The sequence below is a fragment of the Rheinheimera sp. genome (assembly GCF_020217005.1).
In the GTDB taxonomy this organism is placed as follows: Bacteria; Pseudomonadota; Gammaproteobacteria; order Enterobacterales; family Alteromonadaceae; genus Pararheinheimera.
The window spans coordinates 1-16,955 of sequence record NZ_JAIWOI010000307.1 but is presented as its reverse complement, the minus strand read 5'-3'; the positions used below and the strand labels follow the sequence as shown (position 1 = coordinate 16,955).

Annotated in this window: 19 protein-coding genes; 13 read left to right on the top strand and 6 right to left on the bottom strand. The window is 46.8% G+C overall.

Annotated elements, in window-relative coordinates:
• Positions 1-303: 303 nt before the first annotated feature.
• The 3 genes from LDL40_RS15010 to rlmB all read left to right on the top strand — a co-directional run bounded on the left by LDL40_RS15010 (position 304) and on the right by rlmB (position 4,216).
• Positions 304-921 (top strand): tetratricopeptide repeat protein, encoded by a 618-nt coding sequence (locus LDL40_RS15010; RefSeq protein WP_300996236.1) that lies wholly within the window; start codon positions 304-306, stop codon positions 919-921.
• A gap of 57 nt (positions 922-978) precedes the next feature.
• Positions 979-3,381 carry a ribonuclease R gene (rnr, locus tag LDL40_RS15005; protein ID WP_300996235.1) on the top strand — a complete coding sequence of 801 codons (2,403 nt, stop codon included), beginning with the start codon at positions 979-981 and terminating at the stop codon, positions 3,379-3,381.
• Positions 3,382-3,481: 100 nt separating this feature from the next.
• Positions 3,482-4,216, top strand: coding sequence for a 23S rRNA (guanosine(2251)-2'-O)-methyltransferase RlmB (gene rlmB, locus LDL40_RS15000; RefSeq protein WP_300996234.1), 735 nt, complete (start codon positions 3,482-3,484; stop codon positions 4,214-4,216).
• 62 nt (positions 4,217-4,278) lie between these two features.
• Here rlmB and LDL40_RS14995 read toward each other — a convergent pair whose 3' ends face one another.
• Entirely contained in the window at positions 4,279-5,643 is a 1,365-nt protein-coding gene (locus tag LDL40_RS14995; protein ID WP_300996232.1) for a lyase family protein, read from the bottom strand.
• Between the two features lie 232 nt (positions 5,644-5,875).
• On the opposite strand from LDL40_RS14995, the gene rpsF reads away from it, so the two are divergent.
• From rpsF to alr, 6 genes are all read left to right on the top strand, one after another.
• Positions 5,876-6,253 (top strand): 30S ribosomal protein S6, encoded by a 378-nt coding sequence (gene rpsF / locus LDL40_RS14990; RefSeq protein WP_046520104.1) that lies wholly within the window; start codon positions 5,876-5,878, stop codon positions 6,251-6,253.
• Positions 6,254-6,260: 7 nt separating this feature from the next.
• On the top strand, positions 6,261-6,566 hold the full coding sequence (gene priB / locus LDL40_RS14985) for a primosomal replication protein N (RefSeq protein WP_127020188.1): 306 nt from the start codon (positions 6,261-6,263) through the stop codon (positions 6,564-6,566).
• 10 nt (positions 6,567-6,576) lie between these two features.
• Positions 6,577-6,804 (top strand): 30S ribosomal protein S18, encoded by a 228-nt coding sequence (gene rpsR / locus LDL40_RS14980; protein WP_008899548.1) that lies wholly within the window; start codon positions 6,577-6,579, stop codon positions 6,802-6,804.
• Positions 6,805-6,843: 39 nt separating this feature from the next.
• Positions 6,844-7,296 (top strand): 50S ribosomal protein L9, encoded by a 453-nt coding sequence (rplI, locus tag LDL40_RS14975; protein ID WP_300996231.1) that lies wholly within the window; start codon positions 6,844-6,846, stop codon positions 7,294-7,296.
• A 389-nt stretch (positions 7,297-7,685) separates the two neighbouring features.
• Entirely contained in the window at positions 7,686-9,077 is a 1,392-nt protein-coding gene (gene dnaB, locus LDL40_RS14970; protein ID WP_300996230.1) for a replicative DNA helicase, read from the top strand.
• Positions 9,077-10,153 (top strand): alanine racemase, encoded by a 1,077-nt coding sequence (gene alr / locus LDL40_RS14965; protein WP_300996229.1) that lies wholly within the window; start codon positions 9,077-9,079, stop codon positions 10,151-10,153. The genes dnaB and alr overlap by 1 nt, the downstream gene beginning before the upstream one ends.
• Before the next feature lie 58 nt (positions 10,154-10,211).
• On the opposite strand, the gene LDL40_RS14960 is transcribed toward alr, so the two are convergent.
• Positions 10,212-10,676: a chemotaxis protein CheX gene (locus LDL40_RS14960; protein WP_300996227.1), complete on the bottom strand. Its 465-nt coding sequence runs from the start codon at positions 10,674-10,676 to the stop codon at positions 10,212-10,214.
• 187 nt (positions 10,677-10,863) lie between these two features.
• On the bottom strand, positions 10,864-11,304 hold the full coding sequence (locus LDL40_RS14955) for a transcriptional repressor (protein WP_300996226.1): 441 nt from the start codon (positions 11,302-11,304) through the stop codon (positions 10,864-10,866).
• 296 nt (positions 11,305-11,600) lie between these two features.
• On the opposite strand from LDL40_RS14955, the gene dusA reads away from it, so the two are divergent.
• The 4 genes from dusA to LDL40_RS14935 all read left to right on the top strand — a co-directional run bounded on the left by dusA (position 11,601) and on the right by LDL40_RS14935 (position 14,235).
• Positions 11,601-12,602 (top strand): tRNA dihydrouridine(20/20a) synthase DusA, encoded by a 1,002-nt coding sequence (gene dusA / locus LDL40_RS14950; protein WP_300996225.1) that lies wholly within the window; start codon positions 11,601-11,603, stop codon positions 12,600-12,602.
• A gap of 195 nt (positions 12,603-12,797) precedes the next feature.
• Positions 12,798-13,064, top strand: coding sequence for a hypothetical protein (locus LDL40_RS14945; protein ID WP_300996224.1), 267 nt, complete (start codon positions 12,798-12,800; stop codon positions 13,062-13,064).
• A 2-nt stretch (positions 13,065-13,066) separates the two neighbouring features.
• Complete coding sequence (locus tag LDL40_RS14940) at positions 13,067-13,192, top strand: hypothetical protein (RefSeq protein ID WP_300996223.1); 126 nt, start codon at positions 13,067-13,069, stop codon at positions 13,190-13,192.
• Between the two features lie 836 nt (positions 13,193-14,028).
• Entirely contained in the window at positions 14,029-14,235 is a 207-nt protein-coding gene (locus tag LDL40_RS14935; RefSeq protein ID WP_300996222.1) for a PspC domain-containing protein, read from the top strand.
• Positions 14,236-14,355: 120 nt separating this feature from the next.
• Here LDL40_RS14935 and prmA read toward each other — a convergent pair whose 3' ends face one another.
• The 3 genes from prmA to accB form a co-directional block, all read right to left on the bottom strand.
• Positions 14,356-15,240: a 50S ribosomal protein L11 methyltransferase gene (gene prmA, locus LDL40_RS14930; protein WP_300996221.1), complete on the bottom strand. Its 885-nt coding sequence runs from the start codon at positions 15,238-15,240 to the stop codon at positions 14,356-14,358.
• A 135-nt stretch (positions 15,241-15,375) separates the two neighbouring features.
• Entirely contained in the window at positions 15,376-16,719 is a 1,344-nt protein-coding gene (accC, locus tag LDL40_RS14925) for an acetyl-CoA carboxylase biotin carboxylase subunit (RefSeq protein WP_300996220.1), read from the bottom strand.
• Positions 16,720-16,735: 16 nt separating this feature from the next.
• Positions 16,736-16,955: acetyl-CoA carboxylase biotin carboxyl carrier protein (gene accB / locus LDL40_RS14920; protein WP_300996219.1), on the bottom strand; the 220-nt coding region annotated here is incomplete at its 5' end.

Here is a 16,955-nt window from a genome sequence, read left to right as displayed (position 1 = left end):
ATAAAACGGCAGGATAGCCGTTTTGCACAGCTTTAGCTGCCGAAGGCGAACGTCATGGATGATGTGAGTGATAAAACGGCAGGATAGCCGTTTTGCACAGCTTTAGCTGCCGAAGGCGAACGTCATGGATGATGTGAGTGAAAAAGGTTCCCGACCTTTTTGTTATCCGGGGGCAGGAGCTATTTTGCTCTGCGAACTAAACAGGATATGCTGGTGTCAGAACACTGTCTTTTGCGATGGCCTGATTTTTGTATAGATTTTATCCGAGTATGTACAGATGAATGGCTATAGCCTGGGGTAATTATGAAGTTTGGTTTTTTAGTCTTAAGTTCAGTTCTTTTGCTGTTACATTCACCTCTGAGAGCTCAGGAAGTGGCTGTAGTGCAACTTTATACTCAGGATGAACTGCTGGATTTAATTAAACAAAACACCCATTTGCAGCGAGTACAAAAAGACGAGTGTCAACTGGTCAGCGATATACAGGCCAGAGCAGACGTGATGAAAGTGCCAGCTTATCAGTTTTTGTACGGAGATATGTTGGCTTTTGGTGTTTGCGTGAAAAAAGACGTCGAACGTGGCTGGGATTTAATGCAACAAGCCGCCTCTCAGGGATTACCTGAAGCATTAGAGCAAGTAGGGCGTTATTATCACATTGGCCGTTTTGTGCAGCAGGACAATAGCAAAGCTGTCGTCTATCTGCGTGAAGCCGCAGGATTAGGCAATTTAAAAGCGCAAATACGGTTTGCCCAAATGTTAATCAAAGGCGACGCCAGTCCATTGGATATGGAAGATTGTTACCGTTGGCTGCATCACTCAGTGATCGCCGACACAAAAACGCACCAAGAGGTGCAACAGCTGTTAGCTCAGTTGGCCAAAAAAATGCCTGGTGCTGTGCTAACGAGGGCTAAAAAGCCATTGTAGTGAAAAATTCACCTGCGACTGCTACACTGCAGGCTGAATTAGTGAAAAAGAGAAAACATGACGGTCAAAGATCCGCATCTTGCGCGTGAGCAAGAAAAATATGAAAACCCCATCCCAAGTCGGGAATTTATCCTCGAACACTTAAAGCAGCGGCAACAACCTGCCTACTTTGAAGAGTTAGCCGCTGAATTAAAGCTGACAGACGATGAAGCGCTGTTTGCGCTAAAAAAACGTCTACGTGCCATGGAACGTGACGGCCAGTTGCTGTTTAACAAAAGCAAACGTTATGGTCTGGTTGACGACCTGGATTTAGTCAAAGGTACAGTATTAGGTCACCGCGATGGGTTTGGCTTCTTAAAGCTGGAACAAGGTGGGCCAGACTGGTTTATCCCTAATTTTGAAATGAAACGTCTGCTGCATGGCGACGTGGTGCTGGCATCAAAAAGCGATTTTTCCAGCCGCGACAAAATCGAAGCCCGTATAGTCCGCATTTTAGAACCACGTAATGAACCTATAGTGGGCCGCTACTTTAAAGATTTCGCTTTAGGTGTTGTGGTACCGGACGATCCGCGTTTGAGCCAGGACATTGTGATACCACCAGGTGAAGAAGGTGCAGCCCGTCATGGTCAGGTGGTGTTGGTGGAAATCAGCCAACGTCCAAGCAAAAGAGTCAATGCGGTAGGTAAGGTGATTGAAGTGCTGGGCGAACATATGGCGCCTGGTATGGAAATCGAAATCGCTATTCGTAACCACCAGATCCCCCACGAGTTTTCTAAAGCTGTTGAACAGCAAGTGGCGGGTTATGGCACAGAAGTACCGGAAGAAGCCAAAGCTGGGCGTGTTGACCTGACGCAATTGGGTTTAATTACTATAGATGGTGAAGATGCCCGTGACTTCGATGACGCGGTCTACTGTGAACGTAAAGCCGATGGCGGCTGGCATTTATGGGTCGCTATTGCGGACGTAAGTGCTTATGTATTGCCTGATACTCCACTGGATAAAGAAGCGCTGGACCGTGGTAACTCGGTGTACTTCCCGGATCACGTAGTCCCCATGCTGCCTGAAGTGTTATCCAACGGTTTATGTTCACTGAATCCGCATACAGACCGGCTTTGTTTTGTCGCTGAAATGCATATCAGCAAACAAGGCAAACTGGACGGTTACCAGTTTTATGAAGCTGTGATGCATTCCAGTGCCCGTCTGACGTACAACAAGGTTCACGCTATTTTAGAAGGCGATCCAAAGTTACGGCAGCAGTACGAAGCCAACTTAACCAATATCGACAACCTGTATTCGCTGTATAAACAAATGGCGAAAGTACGGGCTGAACGTGGTGCTATTGAATTTGAGACGGTGGAAACTCGTTTTATCTTTAACAGTCATCGTAAAATTGAGCAGATAGTGCCAATTCACCGTAACGAAGCACATAAGATCATCGAAGAATGTATGATTTTAGCCAACGTGTCGGCTGCTAAACTGATAGAAAAACATGAGGCTTTTGCCCTGTTCCGTGTGCATGAGCGTCCGGATGGTGATCGTTTTGCCAACTTCAGACGGTTCCTGGCTGAGTTAGGTATTGAAGCCAATCTGCCAGTGGAACCCACACCTTTGGATCTGATGCTGACTTTGCAAAAACTGCAGGACAGGCCGGATAAAGAGCTGATTGAAACCACTATGTTGCGGTCGATGAAGCAGGCAGTGTATCAGGGCGATAACCTGGGGCATTTTGGTCTGGCGTTAGAAGCGTATGCGCACTTTACCTCGCCTATTCGTCGTTATCCGGATCTGGTGTTGCACCGTGCTATTAAAGCCATTTTGCAAACTCAGGGTCAGAAAGTGACTGGGCCTAAAGGCTATACTGAAAAACAAATTCATCCTTTGGGTGAACAATGTTCGATGACAGAGCGCCGTGCTGACGATGCAACCCGTGAAGTTGCGGACTGGCTGAAATGTGAGTACATGCAGGATCATATTGGCGACAGTTTCAAAGGTGTGGTGTCGACTGTGACAAACTTTGGTTTGTTTGTCCGGATCACAGATCTTTATATCGAAGGTTTAGTGCATGTCACTTCGCTTCAGAATGATTACTACCACTTTGATACTGAGCGTCAGGTGCTTCGTGGTGAGCATAGCAATGTGCAATATCGAATGGGCGATCTGATTGAAGTCAAAGTGCTGGCGGTGAATCTGGAAGCCCGCAAAATTGATTTGGGCATAGTGGGTATGGAAAAACGCACGACCTCCAATCGTAAAATCAGTGCCAGTAAAAAAGCCGCTATGACACCAGCGGAAGAAAAAGCCTCGATGCGCAAAAAAGGCGCCCGCAAAGCCGGAATTGAACAAACTGCTCCAGCTAAAGCGGGCAAGAAACCAGCGGGTAAAAAGCCTGCAGCGAAAAAACCAGCGGCTAAAAGCCCTGCTGGTCCAAGACCCGGTAAAGCACCGCGTAAGCGTAAGTAGCTAAGTAACAACAGCAAGAAGTTGGTGTTTTTGTTACACTAGCCAACAGTTAAACCAAAGCCCGGTGTTACCGGGCTTTGCTATTTCAATTGAGGTTGCGATGAGCGCAGATTTTGTATTTGGTATTCATGCGGTAAGTGCGTTATTTGAACGTGCGCCGGAAGATGTTCTTGAACTTTTTATCTTAAAAGACAAAGACGATCAGCGTTTACAGCCTTTGCTGAAATTCGCCCGTGATTTTGGCGTGTCAGTGCAGTACTGCAACCGCAAAGCTTTGGATGAAAAGGTCAATGGCGCGCAGCATCAGGGCGTAGTGGCCAGAGCCCGCGCTCAGCAAACCGGCACCGAACAGGATTTAGCCCGCATTGTCTCTGAGCAATCCAGTCCTTTTATTCTGATTTTAGATGGCATTACCGACCCACATAACTTAGGTGCTATTTTACGTAGTGCTGATGCGGCTGGAGTGCATGCAGTGGTCGCTCCTAAAGACCGTTCAGTCAAAGTGACTCCTGTGGTGCGTAAAGTGGCTTGTGGTGCTGCTGAAGTAGTGCCTTTTATTACGGTGACTAACTTAGCCCGTACTATCCGTGAATTAAAAGACGCAGGTATTTGGGTGGTAGGTGCGGCTGGTGAAACTGAAACTACCATTTATCAGACCAAGCTCAATGGCCCTTTGGCGATCGCTATGGGCGCTGAAGGCGATGGTTTACGCCGTCTGACCCGAGAGCATTGTGATTCGCTGATGAAGATCCCCATGTTTGGCTCGGTCTCCAGCTTAAACGTATCGGTCGCGACCGGTATCTGTTTATTTGAAGCTGTGCGTCAGCGACAGTAATAAAATGGGGTCAGATCACATAAGTTACGCATAACTAATGTGATCTGACCCCATTTTAAGTGTTAACCCTGACTTAAAAGGGCTGGATCTAATAACTTTTCTAACTCTGCTCTGCTGTAACTGGTTTGTTCCACTGCCACATCTATCACAGGACGCTTTTCTTTGTACGCCTGCTTGGCAATATCTGCCGCTTTTAGATAGCCAATCAATGGATTGAGTGCTGTGACCAGAATAGGATTACGCGACAATGCTTCGTTTATCTTGTCTGTTTGCACTGTAAAACCCGCTATGGCTTTTTCGCCTAAAGCAGAACTTGCCGAACTTAACAGCTCCAGGCTTTGTAAGATGTTATGGGCTATGACGGGCAACATCACATTGAGCTCAAAGTTACCCGACTGGCCAGCCACAGTAACAGTGGCATCGTTGCCAATCACCTGAGCCGCCACCATGGCCACAGCTTCAGGGATCACCGGATTCACTTTACCCGGCATAATGGAGGAGCCTGGTTGCAAAGCTGGCAGGGCAATTTCGCCTAAACCTGCCAGCGGGCCTGAATTCATCCAGCGTAAGTCATTGGCTATTTTCATTAAAGCCACAGCCAGCACTTTGGTCGCGCCTGATAAAGCTACAATAGAGTCTTGCGAGCCTAAACTGAAAAAGAAGTTAGAGCTGGGTTTGAATTTTAAACCTGTTTGGCTACTGAGCTTTTGACAAAACAAGGCAGCAAATTCCGGATGCGCGTTCACTCCTGTTCCTACCGCAGTGCCGCCCTGAGCTAATGCCAATACCTGTTGCTGAGCGAACTCCAGTTGCTGACGTGCATGGGCGATTTGAGCCTGCCAGCCGGATAACACCTGTGCAAAAGTCACAGGCATCGCATCCATCAAATGTGTGCGCCCTGTTTTGACGATAAAACCAATCTCCTTTGCTTTAGTCACTATGATGGCTTCGAGCTGAGTAAGTGTCCCAATCAATTGATGATTAGCGAGCGCCGCGCTTAAATGAATAGCTGTTGGGATCACATCATTACTGCTTTGGCCGAGATTAATATGATCGTTAGGACTGATAGTCTGGCCTGAGCTTGTGCTTGCTAAGGTAGCCAGCACTTCATTCACATTCATATTGGTGCTGGTGCCTGAGCCGGTCTGAAACAGGTCTATAGGGTAGTGCGCCATATCCAGTTCAAGCAGTTGCTGTTCTGTCGCTTTATGAATAGCTGCAGCAATCTCTGGTTGCAGTAACTTCAACTCAAGGTTAGCGGCAGCAGCGGCTTGTTTGACCCGCAGTACAGCTTTGATAAAAGACGGCGGCATAGTCAAAGTGCTGATTTGAAAGTTATCCAAAGCACGTTGAGTTTGCGCCTGATATAAGGCATCTGCCGGCAATTGCACTTCACCCATACTGTCGCGTTCTGTTCTGAAACTCATGGCTTTATTCCTGTGTATTTCTTGCTCAGTTGAAAATGTTATGGGGGCTTTTGTGAAAAATAGCAATATCCCCGGAAAATTGAGGCCATAGCCTGATAAAAATCTGTGCTGCTGCTTGTTTTAACAGCAAGAAACCCCTAGAATACCGCCCCTTCGACCATCCAGAACGTTCCTTGCCTCTATGCGAGTCTGGTCGAGCTCACCCGAGGCTAACTAACCGTAAGGAGCTACAATGCGTCATTACGAAATCGTGTTTATGGTTCACCCAGATCAAAGTGAACAAGTTCCAGGAATGATCGAGCGTTACACTGGCGCGATCAAAGAAGCTGGTGGTTCAATTCACCGCTTAGAAGACTGGGGCCGTCGTCAATTAGCTTATCCAATCGAAAAGCTGCACAAAGCTCACTATGTTCTGATGAACGTAGAAGCGCCACAGGCAGTAATTGACGAGCTGGAAACTAACTTCCGCTTCAACGACGCTGTATTGCGTAACCTGATCATGCGCACTAACACTGCCGTGACTGAGCCATCACCAATGGCCAAGGTACGTGAAGAACGTCGTGACCGTGCTCCTCGTGATTCAGATGAGCTGGTAGCAAACGACGAGTAATTTGCAGATGGACAATAGCCTGGTCGTGACTGGCACTATCTGCCGTCAAGTCGACCACAGCGAAAGTCCGGCCGGTATTCCTCACAGTTATTTAGTGATTGAGCACCAATCGGTGCAGCAGGAAGCCGGTTTTAACCGTCAGGCTTATGTCAGACTACAAGTAGTCTGTGCCGGAGCCGGGTTAGCGCAACAAACTCACAATTTGAAACTGGGAAACAAAGTTCGGGTGTCAGGTTTTTTAAACCGTCATCAGAGCCGCAGCGGTCAGTCTAAACTGGTGTTGCATGCCCAACAGATTGAAATATTAAGTTAGGAGAAATTTCATGGCTCGTTATTTCCGTCGCCGTAAATTCTGCCGTTTCTCTGCAGAAGGCGTGATTGAGATCGATTACAAAGATACAGCTACGTTAAAAAATTATGTCACTGAAAGTGGCAAAATTGTCCCAAGCCGTATCACTGGTACCAGCGCTAAGTATCAACGTCAATTAGCTCGCGCTATCAAACGCGCCCGCTACCTGGCCTTGTTACCATACAGCGATTCACACAGCTAAGCAGCGACTGGTTAAACCGTATACAGAGAGGGTATTACAATGGAAATTATTCTGTTGGACAAAGTCGCTAACCTGGGTGGTTTAGGCGACAACGTAACTGTTAAATCTGGTTATGCTCGTAACTTCTTATTCCCACAAGGAAAAGCAGTTCCAGCGACCAAAGCTAACATCGAAAAATTTGAACAGCGTCGTGCTGAGTTAGAAGCCAAACTGGCTGAAACTTTAGCAGCTTCTCAAGCTCGTGCTGAGAAAATCGCTGCTCTGGCTGAAGTGACTTTAGCTTCTAAAGCTGGTGACGAAGGCAAGTTGTTCGGTTCAGTTGGTACACGCGATATCGCTGATGCTATCACTGCTGCAGGTGTTGCAGTAACGAAAGCAGAAGTGAAGTTACCTAACGGTACTATCCGTGAAACTGGCGAATTCAACATCGCACTGCAGTTACACGCAGAAGTAACAGCTACTATCAAAGTAGTAGTGGTTGCTGAGGCTTAATAGGCCTTTTGGGCACACAGTTTTGTGTGCCCAATTCCTTCCGCAGTCCCTTCCGTTATAAGTTAAAAAAATTCCGCTTTACTGATTTTTCCAAACTGTTATACCCAGGTGACCTCAAGATGCGAGTTTCAGAGCCGTTGGGCGCTTGCAATGCAAGGCAGCTTGGCGAAGCAATGTCGACTACCTTGTGAGACAGGCTAACACCGCAGTGCAATCGCCCAGCGATTCCTATAAGGGCGGGTCTAAAAGCGCTTTTATCAGCCCGCTGAATTCTGCATCTTGAAGTTACTTGGGTATTTACATGCTTTAATGGTAGGCTATCGCTCCCATGCAGAGCTGCTATGCCGTGGGTATACAAGCCTGTCGCAATTTCTAGAACTTCTGGTGTTATGGATAATAAGCAAAGAGACAAACAAGTCGCTGCGGTAAAAATGCCGCCACATTCCATCGAAGCCGAGCAATCCGTACTGGGTGGCTTGATGCTGGATAATGATGCCTGGGACAAAGTCTCAGAAAAAGTGGTTGAGCAGGATTTTTATTTACGTTCACATCGCTTTATTTTCTCCGCTATGTCACGGGTGGCTGAAGCTAACCAGCCGATCGACTTAATTACGGTATCCGAAGATTTAGAGCGTAATCAGCAACTGGCCGACGTAGGTGGTTTTGCCTATTTAGGCGAGATTGCAAAAAACACCCCAAGTGCCGCCAATATACTCGCCTATGCCGAGATAGTGCGTGAACGCGCTGTGGTGCGGGATATGATAGCTGTAGCACACGACATTGCCGATGCAGGTTACGACCCGCAAGGCCGCAACAGCGCTGAGCTATTAGATTTTGCTGAAACTAAAGTCTTTAAAATTGCTGAGCAGCGCGCTAACTCGAATGAAGGCCCCGAACCTATCAACAGCATTTTGTCGAAAACCATAGATAAAATTGACGAGCTGTTCCGCAACCCTAGTTCAGGTGGTTTGACAGGGGTCTCCACCGGTTATATGGATCTGGATAAAATGACCAACGGCATGCAGCCGTCCGATCTGATCATAGTTGCGGCCCGACCTTCTATGGGCAAAACCACTTTTGCGATGAACCTATGTGAACACGCAGCTATCACCAGCGACAAACCTGTGCTTATTTTCAGCTTAGAGATGCCGTCCGAACAAATTATGATGAGGATGCTGGCGTCTTTAGGCCGTATTGACCAAACCAAAGTGCGGACAGGTCAGCTGGATGACGAAGATTGGGCGCGTTTATCTTCGGCCATCGAATTGCTGAACAGCAAAGGCAAAATGTATATCGATGACGCCTCGGGCTTAACACCTACGGAAGTGCGTTCCCGTGCCCGTCGGGTCGCCCGTGAACACGGTGGTCTGAGTATGATCATGGTCGACTACCTGCAGCTGATGACAGTACCGGGTTTATCGGAAAACCGGACTTTAGAAATTGCCGAAATTTCGCGTTCACTCAAAGCTTTAGCCAAAGAGTTAAAAGTGCCTGTGGTGGCTTTATCACAGCTAAACCGTAGTTTGGAACAACGTGCTGACAAGCGGCCAGTTAACTCCGACTTACGTGAATCCGGTTCTATTGAGCAGGACGCCGACTTAATTATGTTTATCTACCGTGACGAGGTCTATCACGATGACAGCCCGGATAAAGGTACTGCCGAAGTCATCATAGGTAAACAACGTAACGGTCCTATAGGTCGTATTCGCCTGACTTTCCATGGTCGTTATTCACGTTTTGACAATTATGCAGGCACAGCCCGTTTTGAGGACGAGTATTAATGAGTCGCCGTCCGCAGGCCCGTATTGATTTAGCAGCCTTATTGCATAATTTACAGCAGCTGCGTGCTGCAGCTCCTGATAGTAAAGTGTTGGCAGTGCTGAAAGCCAACGCTTATGGCCATGGGTTACTGAAAGTAGCTGAACAACTGAAAGATGCCAGTGCTTTTGGTGTGGCCCGTATTGATGAAGCTTTGATGCTGCGCGCTGGCGGTATAGTCAAACCTATAGTACTGCTGGAAGGTTTTTTCCATGCCGACGAGCTGCCACAAGTGGTTGCCAGTAACTTACAGGTCGTAGTGCACCATCCAAGTCAGGTTGAAGCTTTAGTGGCTGCTGAACTGGATTCGCCTGTGCATGTCTGGTTGAAAATGGACAGCGGTATGCACCGTTTAGGTTTATTGCCAGAAGAGTTTCTGGATGCTTATCAAAAGCTTAGTCAATGCCCTAATGTGATACAGCCGATGCGCCTGATGACGCACTTTGCCAGCGCCGACGAACCGGATGTGGATAGTACCCAACAGCAAATTGATCTCTTTATGAAAACGGTCGAAGGTTTGGCGGGTGAACATTGCCTGGCCAATTCTGCTGGCACTCTGGCCTGGCCACAAAGCCATGGTCAATGGATCCGTCCTGGTTTGGCTTTGTACGGTGTTTCGCCTATGGAGCAGGGCAGGGCAGAACAGCATCAATTAAAAGCCGTGATGAGCTTTAGCAGCAGCGTTATTGCAGTGCGTGAGGTGAAGCAGGGCGATAAAGTGGGCTATGGTGGCACCTGGACTGCGCCAGCTGACACCCGCTTAGCTGTAGTGGCCGTAGGTTATGGCGATGGTTATCCACGAGCGGCCAGCAATGGCTGTCCTGTACTGATTAAAGGTCAGCGCTATCCAATAGTAGGCCGTGTTTCAATGGATATGACCAGTGTCGATATCGGCCATGCCGATGTACAGATTGGTGATGAAGTATTGTTATGGGGCGCTGATTTACCTGTCGAAGAAATCGCAGAGCGGGTGCAGACCATTCCTTACGAGCTGCTGTGTAATATCACCAGCAGAGTTGAATTCCGTTATCTGAAATAAAAATGGGGTCAGATCACATTGTTAACTGTTAACAATGTGATCTGACCCCATTTTTATCTTATTCGTCGAAGCTGACTTCAATAAAAACTTTGCCGAAATCTGAATCAAAGGGCATCAGAATTTTCGCGCCAGTCGTCTTGTGGGTAATAGTGTGGCCTTTGCCTGATACGACAACAGGTGTTGCCATACTGAATTCGTGGCCTTTCTCACCCAGAATACGTTTAGCACCGCCAGTCACCATATTGGTGATTTCACCCACCATGTCTGTGACTTCTTCGTTAATACTGTCAGGTCGTTCACCCAACATTCTGGACATAATTTCCAGCGCTAAAGATTCTTCAAAGGTGACTGAGAACGACCCTTTGGTAGTAGGGCCTATCATACCAATCAAACCTGATACTTCACCGCGCGCCTGTTCGTCTTTCTTTAATCTGGGTTGACCAGGCACAATTTTGGTATTGGCCATGGTGCCTAACACATTGACTAACGAAGAGAGAAACGGATTTACATACTCAACATTCATTTAATTAGCCTGTTCAGAGTCTGGACCTGATTGCATTGCCAACTTCAAGGTTAGGTGGCTATGACGTATAACACAAGTCTAGCTTATTGTTTTGGTATGAATTTTTCCAATTTTTTTGCAATTTTGTTCAATTATGCTCACTAAAATAGCCAGTCAGACCCGAATGCGTCAAGCGGATTCAGCCATTTCACGCTTTTTTCAGACAGCTTTGACAACTTCCATGAGCTTCCACAGTTTGTCTTTGAATTAAAAAGCCTTTTTCTGAGGCTAATTTTACAAATTCTTGCTGTAATGGGGACGAGTGTAATTCGTCCACATGGCCACATTGATCGCAAATCAATAACTGCGCCGGATGATGTTGTTCAAAGTGATGACACAGCAAAAAAGCATTACTGGATTCAATTTTATGAATAAAACCTTGCTCGGTCAAAAAGTCCAAGGCACGGTAAATTGTGGCTGGTTTAGCCGCAGGTTCACTTGCTTTGAGTTGCTCCAGCAATTCGTAAGCGCCAATGCCGCCGTGTGTGCCAGCCAGTAAACGGAACACCTTTTCACGGATAGTGGTAAAGCGTGCACCGTTCACATCGCAAATATGACGGGCTCTGGTGACCAAAGATTCAATCGACATAACTCAGCTCATTCCCATGGCAATAACGGCAGTTTATCACATAAGTTTGCCCACTCCAGCCCCGCTTGAGCTATTTCAATGCGCAATCTTAAAGTGAGCTGCAGTGCCAGATGATAGTAGCTATAGCTTTAACTTACTGCACAACGCACTAAGCCAGTGCTTAGCAAGCAATCTGTAGCGTTTTTCAAAGGTTCTACGCAGAAAAATCTGCTGTTCTGGTGTATACTCGCGCGATTTTTCAACACCCTGGTCTCAGGGCGACGAAAAGTAACAGATCAACTGATGGCAGCCGTTATATGACTAGTTCGACTACTTCACCTTCAAAGCCTGTGATTATCGATCACCGTTTCTCCATTGCTCCTATGCTGGATTGGACGGACAAGCATTGTCGCTATTTTCATCGATTATTGTCGGAACATGCGGTGCTTTACACTGAGATGGTTACCACAGGTGCCATCATTTATGGACAGGGTGATTACCTGGCATTCAATGAAGAAGAACACCCTGTGGTCGTGCAGCTGGGTGGTTCTGATCCTAAAGATATGGCGCACAGCGCTAAGCTTTGTCAGGAACGGGGTTACGATGCTATTAATATTAACGTAGGCTGTCCTTCAGACAGAGTGCAAAACGGTATGTTCGGTGCTTGCCTGATGGCCAAACCTGAGTTGGTCGCTGCTTGTATCAACGAGATGCGTGCAGTGGTGGATATTCCCGTTACAGTAAAAAGCCGTATTGGGATTGATGATCAGGACAGCTATCAGTTTTTAGTCGACTTTGTTGGCACTATAGCCGAGTCAGGCTGTAAGCAGTTTATCGTACACGCCCGTAAAGCCTGGTTAAGTGGGTTAAGTCCGAAGGAAAACCGTGAAATTCCGCCACTGGATTACGAACGGGTGTATCAGTTGAAAAAGGATTTCCCGCATTTAGATATCTCTATTAATGGAGGTGTTAAAACGCTGGCAGATTGTTTAGCGCATTTGCAGCACGTGGATGGGGTTATGGTTGGACGTGAAGCCTATGCGAACCCTTTGATGTTGGCACAAATTGATGCCGCTATTTATAACAATCCACGCACTGTGCCCACACCACATCAGGTGGTGGAGTTGATGTTACCTTATATCGAGCGTCAAATGGCGCAAGGAGCACGCTTCTGGCATATAGCACGGCATATGCTTGGTCTGTTCCAGGGGGTACCTGGCGCCCGTCTGTGGCGCAGGCATTTAAGCGAAATAGGTCATCTGCCAAGTAGTGGTCCACAGGTGATGCTGGATGCGCTGAAAAAAGTGCCTCAGCTTTAATTATCGGCTTACCAAACTTCAAAAAAGTGGTGAATTTCACCACTTTTTTGTTTTTCCGATTTATTAGAATTTTAGGTTGAGCCACCAATTTCATAATAAATCAATTTAAATCAGTGACTTGAAAATTATTTTCAGTATGGCACGCACCTTGAAATAGATTTAGTGAACTTCACTACTCATTAAAGGAGCACGACCATGAAAACACTTGCCGCTTTAGTTTTTGTTAGCAGTACAGCTTTTGCTGCTACTCCATCCGTACAAGCCAACGAGCTGAACCTGCCTTCAGTCAATGCACAAGCTGTCAGCACTTTTGCCGCTGAATTGATGAATCAGCAAATGGCTGAGTTAAAAATTGCCATAGTGCAACAAAGTCAAAAAGCTTTGGCTGAACTGGCAACTAGCCTGGTAAGCGACACTGAAACTGAAAAAGAGACGGTGATTGCGGTTGCTAAGGTGGATTAAGGATGCTGAGCTTAACATTAGGGTTGTTGGGGCTGTTTTTATTGCCCGTTGTTAGTGTTGGCTTAGTGTCCGTGATCTGGCATTGGTTATTACCCCCCTTTGATATTCCTACCTCAACCCGGTCTTAAGTCGTACCGGGTTTTGTTTTTTTAAATCCTTTTCCGTTGTCCTGTTTGCTCCTGTCGCCCCCTTTATTTCTGCCACTATTCAGACTCTTCTTTAGCGCCATCCTGCGGCATTTACGCGCCTGAATTTAGCCACAATTGTACGTTTTTAAATCAACTAAAAAGTGGTTAAAAATACTATTTTTGTGTTTTGGATGAAATTTGAGCTATCGAGATATTTTGGTTTTTCTTAAAAATAATCATAAAAAACATATATTTATAATTTATTTTTAAGTTGGCATAACAGCTGCAATGTATAGATATCAACAGAGAAGCTGATGATGAATTTAACCACTAACAAATACTTGGGAGAGTCAAAATGGAAATAGCAGCACTGATGGTTGTATTAGCTTGGTTCGGCATTGTTGGCAGCTGGGCTGTAGACGAAATCTAACGGCTAAGCACAGATAAATAATAGTAAGTATTTAAAACCTAAAGAAAACTGAGGAAAGTCAAAATGGAAATAGTAGCACTGATGGTTGTATTAGCTTGGTTCGGTATTGTTGGCAGCTGGGCTGTAGACGAAATCTAACGGCTAAGCACAGATAAATAATAGTAAGTATTTAAAACCGAAATAAAACTGAGGAAAGTTAAAATGGAAATGGTAGCACTGATGGTTGTTTTAGCGTGGTTTGGCATTGTAGGTAGCTGGGCTGCCGACGAGATCTAAAGGGCGCCGCTAAATATAGAGGAGAAGGACATGTCGCTCATTGTGATTAACATTGTGGTGGTCTGGGCTTTAGCGGGTTTGATGTGGATGCTGGATAAAGCGGTAATTAATAGAGTTGGGGAGTGATGTGATGCGGAACAATGATAAAAGTGCCTGGTTTGTAAACAAGGCGAAACGCAAAATTTCTGGTGTATGTGCAGGTTTTGCCGCCTATTACGATCAGCCGATTTGGGTTATCCGTGCTTTAGTGGTGGTGATGGCGTTATATTTCCCAGTAGCGGTGCTGGTTGCTTATATAGCTGCGGCTTTAATACTGCCAGAACGTTGGGTGTACTGATATGAAGTCTTCGAGGACAGGCGACCGGGCAGGTCGCCTGTATAACAGTCGTAATCGAAGCCGCAGCTTTGTTAACTGCGCCGCTGTGCAACTCCAACTACTTAGCCGATAGATAAGATATTAAACCTTCTTACGCGCCGTTAAGCGCACCCATTCTTCTTTAACCGCCACGGGGTCAAACTCAAATTCTGCTGAATAAGCATCGATTACCGACTGAGCCTGACTTTCCAGAATACCTGACAATGCCAGCAAACCACCGGGCCGTACATAAGCGCTGATAATGCCACTTAACTCCGCCAGTGGGCCTGCCAGAATATTGGCCACCACTACATCGGCGTGTAATGAAGCAGGTTGATCCTTCGGCAAATACAGCTCAATTTGTTGCTCTACACCGTTACGGGTGGCATTGGCCAGACTGGATTCAATAGCTTGAGGGTCAATATCGATACCCACCACACGCTTAGCACCCAGCTTTAATGCTGCAATACCTAAAATGCCTGAGCCACAGCCAAAATCGACCACTAAACTCTGCGACAGTTCCTGCGCATCCAGCCATTCCATACAAAGCGCTGTAGTTGGGTGAGTGCCGGTACCAAAAGCCAAGCCAGGGTCGAGCATCACATTGACGGCAGTAGGATCCGGAATGTCGCGCCAGCTTGGGCAGACCCATAATCTTTGGCCAAAACGAATAGGGTGGAAGTTATCCATCCATTCTCTTTCCCAGTCTTTGTCTTCCAGTTGTTCCAGTTTGTATTGCACGCCATTTTTAAAAATGGCGGCTTTTTCTAACTGGCGAACTACTTTGTCCATTTTATGTTCAGCATCAAACAGACCCACCACCACAGTATTTTCCCAATACAAGACTTCACCCGGCATAGGTTCGTAAATCGGGGTGTCTTTGGCGTCGACAAAACTGACAGCTTGTGCGCCCCAGCTCATCAGCATATCGCTGACCTGCTCGGCCTGTTTTTCAGTGCTGTTTACGCGTAATTGGATCCATGGCATGGCGTTGCTCTTCACTTTCTGGAAATTGGCGCGGATTGTAGCAAAAAAAAATGGGGTCAGATCAAAATGAAAATGGGGTCAGATCACATTATCCAAAAATAATGTGATCTGACCCCATTTTTATCATTTTCAGGCTTATTTTAAACCGAGTTTATGTTCAAGATAGTGGATGTTAGTTCCACCTTTATTGAAGTTCTCGTCTGTCATAATCAGCTTGTGCAGTTCGATATTGGTTTTGATGCCACCGACCAACAGTTCGCTTAATGCATTACGCATACGGGCTATCGCTATATCACGGTTTTCACCGTAAGTGATCAGCTTACCGACCATAGAATCGTAGTTAGGCGGCACTGTGTAATCCGCGTAAATATGCGAATCCCAACGCACACCGTTGCCACCTGGTGGGTGGAAGCGGGTGATGGTGCCTGGTGACGGAATAAAGGTCTTGGCATCTTCAGCGTTGATACGGCATTCCACGGCATGACCACGGATCACAATGTCAGACTGCTTAATGCTCAGTGGCATGCCAGAGGCGATGCGCAGCTGTTCTTTAATTAAGTCGACACCAGTGATCATCTCTGTCACAGGGTGTTCTACCTGAATACGGGTATTCATTTCGATGAAATAAAACTCGCCGTCTTCAAACAGGAATTCGAAAGTACCAGCACCACGGTAGTTCAGGTCGATACAAGCCTGCACACAACGACCGCCGATGAAGTTACGCAGTTCCTGAGTAATGCCCGGAGCTGGCGCTTCTTCTACCACTTTCTGGTGGCGACGTTGCATAGAACAGTCACGTTCACCTAAGTGAATGGCATTGCCCTGGCCGTCCGCCAACACCTGAATTTCGATATGACGTGGGTTTTCCAGGAATTTTTCCATGTACACCATGTCATTACCAAAGGCCGCGCCCGCTTCGTTTTTGGTCATTGCGATAGAGGAGACTAATTCGTCCTCACTGCGCACTACACGCATACCACGACCACCACCACCACCAGCGGCTTTAACGATAATCGGGTAACCAATACGCTTAGCTATGGCTTTGTTGACTTCGTCGTCATCGCCGACTGCGCCGTCAGAACCCGGTACACAAGGTACACCGGCTTTTTTCATCGCTTCGATGGCAGAAACCTTGTCACCCATTAAACGGATAGACTCCGGACGTGGGCCGATAAACACCAGACCACTTTCTTCCACTTGCTGCGCAAAGTCAGCACGTTCAGCTAAGAAACCATAACCAGGGTGAATCGCCTGGGCATTGGTCACTTCAGCGGCTGCAATCAGCGCAGGAATATTTAAGTAACTTTGTGGGGACGGCGCAGGACCAATACAAATGGTCTCGTCGGCCAGCAGCACGTGTTTCAGATTGCGGTCTACTGTGGAATGCACAGCCACCGTTTTGATACCGAGTTCCTTACACGCACGTAAAATACGCAGTGCAATTTCACCCCGGTTGGCGATCAGTACTTTTTCTAGCATGAGTCTGCCTTTTAACTTATTCGATCACAAATAATGGCTGGTCAAACTCAACCGGCTCGCCGTTTTCTACCAGAATTTGTGTCACCACACCGGCCTTGTCAGACTGGATTTGGTTCATCATCTTCATCGCTTCGATAATACACAGAGTATCACCTACTTTAACGCTCTGGCCTACTTCAACAAAAGCTTTGGACGTTGGAGATGCGGCGCGGTAGAAGGAACCTACCATAGGAGAA